Source organism: Candidatus Magnetaquicoccus inordinatus (assembly GCF_004217665.1).
Lineage (GTDB): Bacteria > Pseudomonadota > Magnetococcia > Magnetococcales > Magnetaquicoccaceae > Magnetaquicoccus > Magnetaquicoccus inordinatus.
This window is the reverse complement of the sequence record NZ_RXIU01000375.1, coordinates 1-1,938: the sequence shown is the minus strand read 5'-3', so window position 1 is coordinate 1,938 and position 1,938 is coordinate 1. Positions and strand designations below refer to the sequence as shown.

The window sequence follows — 1,938 nt, the reverse complement described above, 5'->3', positions numbered from 1 at the left end:
CTGAGCCTGGGACAACTCAAACGCTTGATGCCCCATTTCCAGAACCTGCAGGGTGGCCAGTTTTCCATTGAGCAGATCGACAGTGCCCTCCAGGTGATTCATTCCGCTCTCTCCCGCAATTATCCGCAACTCCACGTGGAGGATGTCGAGGATCTGGTGGATCTGGCCACTGTGCCCATTCTGATGGAGGCCATCATGCGGGCCTCCGGGTTGGTGCGCCCGGGGGAAGTGAAGGCGGGGTAGAGGAACTCCACTGGGACGAAATCTATGCCCACGTCATCGCCTCGACCGGTTGGACCTGGGAGTATATCGACGACTGTCTCACTCTGCCCCGCCTGATGGCCCTCAATCAATACTGGTCAAAGAACCCGCCAGTCCACTGGCTGGTTGCCAGATACCTCGGTCTGTAACCAACCCACAGCACATGGATGAAAAAAATGCGCATCACAAAAACAGTCGATCTGGATGAAGGCCGGACGGTGATCCTGCACGAGTTGCGCCCCAGGGATGTGTTGAAGTTCCTGCGCACCATCTCCCAGGATCTGAAAAACACCGATGTGTTCACCCTGCTGACCGAGCGCCTGCCGCAACTGCTCATCCTTCTGGAGGGAGAAAACATCATCCCGCCTGCAGGCGAGACACTGGCGGATCTTTCGCTGTCTGAGTGTGAGCAGATTTGGACGGTGTTCCGGGAGATGCACCCCATGTTGTTCCTGATGGCCGGTGAGATGGTCAAAACCGCTCTGCTGGCCAATTTTCAAACGAGTGCATGACTATGGCCAACACCCTGGAATTTTTCCTGCGCATGAATGTGGAGCAGTTCGTTCGGGCCACAGCCCAGGTACAGCAGGAGTTCAACAAGACCCTCTCCGGCCTGACCGGTGCGGCTGCTGCCGAGGGAGCCAAGTTGAGCAACGCCATGGCTGGACTGGCAGACATCGATCGCTTGAAACAAGTGCGCCAGCAGTTGGTGGACACCCACCAGTCGCTGCGCTCTGCCCAATTGGCCATGGCTGACTATGCCCGGCAGATTGCCGAGGCCAATGCGCCATTGGAGAAACTGAAAGCCGACTTGGCTGGTGCAAAAGTATCCTTCACGTTGTTTACCGAGGAGCAAAAAGCCTCTGTGGCGGCCACGGTGCGTCAACGGGAGAAAGTGCAGGAGCTTGCTGCACAATTCCGGCAGACCACCAATCCGACTGCCGAGATGACGCGGGAGTTGGCAACGGCCCGCGCCGAATTGAAACGCCTGCAGGATGAATCCACCGGTCTCAGCACGGTGGTCAAACGGACGATGGCGGACATCGGTACATGCGGTTACTACGGCGTACACTGTCGGGCAGCTTGTCAAACCCGCTGCGGGCACCCACTTCTACAAGTGCAAAGTGGCCGGTACGTCAGGCGCGTCGGCACCTTCCTGGAAAACTGATGGTACCGACACCAGCGACGGCACCGTTACCTGGACGGGTATGGGCACCATGACCCTGACCGTCAGCGAATATGAGATCAACTCGGCTGGCCTCTTCATCTCGGCCAACTCTACCAAAATTGACGAGGATGGCACCCCGGTTGAGGTTTCCTACACCACCTCGGCAGGCTACAACATTCAGGCACTGGTTGGTGTCGGGGAAGAGTATCGGGTGGTTTTTGCCGGGAAGAACTTTGCCCGCAACGGCAAAGGACTGAAGGTGGTGATGTATCGCGTCGTTTTTTCGCCCACCAAGGAACTGGGCCTGATCAGCGACGAGTTTGCCAAGCTGACTCTGACGGCCAAGGTGCTGTCCGACGACACCAAGACCGGCACCGACATCAGTGCCTTCTGCCAGATTGACATGGAGGCCGTCTGATGAGTACCCCTCCGCACGAAGGCGTCACAGTCCATTTTGCAGGCAGTGACTGGGTGGTTCCGGCACTGAGCCTGGGACAACTCAAACGCTT

4 protein-coding genes are annotated in these 1,938 nt (G+C 57.6%); all 4 read left to right on the top strand.

Features of this window, described 5'->3' with window-relative positions; all coding sequences use genetic code 11:
* Positions 1-243: hypothetical protein (locus EJP87_RS18090; RefSeq protein ID WP_193771454.1), on the top strand; the 243-nt coding region annotated here is incomplete at its 5' end.
* Between the two features lie 194 nt (positions 244-437).
* Positions 438-773 (top strand): hypothetical protein, encoded by a 336-nt coding sequence (locus EJP87_RS15780; protein ID WP_130472808.1) that lies wholly within the window; start codon positions 438-440, stop codon positions 771-773.
* A gap of 2 nt (positions 774-775) precedes the next feature.
* Entirely contained in the window at positions 776-1,429 is a 654-nt protein-coding gene (locus tag EJP87_RS15775) for a guided entry of tail-anchored proteins factor 1 (protein ID WP_130472807.1), read from the top strand.
* Positions 1,386-1,847, top strand: a complete 462-nt coding sequence (locus EJP87_RS15770; RefSeq protein WP_478210086.1) for a phage tail tube protein — start codon at positions 1,386-1,388, stop codon at positions 1,845-1,847. Before EJP87_RS15775 ends, EJP87_RS15770 begins: the two co-directional genes overlap by 44 nt.
* The last annotated feature ends 91 nt before the right edge of the window (positions 1,848-1,938 follow it).

Bases quoted from the DNA above. Each gene is read 5' to 3' on its own strand.
- EJP87_RS15780 (WP_130472808.1), top strand. From the start codon at position 438: ATGCGCATCACAAAAACAGTCGATCTGGATGAAGGCCGGACGGTGATC.
- EJP87_RS15775 (WP_130472807.1), top strand. From the start codon at position 776: ATGGCCAACACCCTGGAATTTTTCCTGCGCATGAATGTGGAGCAGTTC.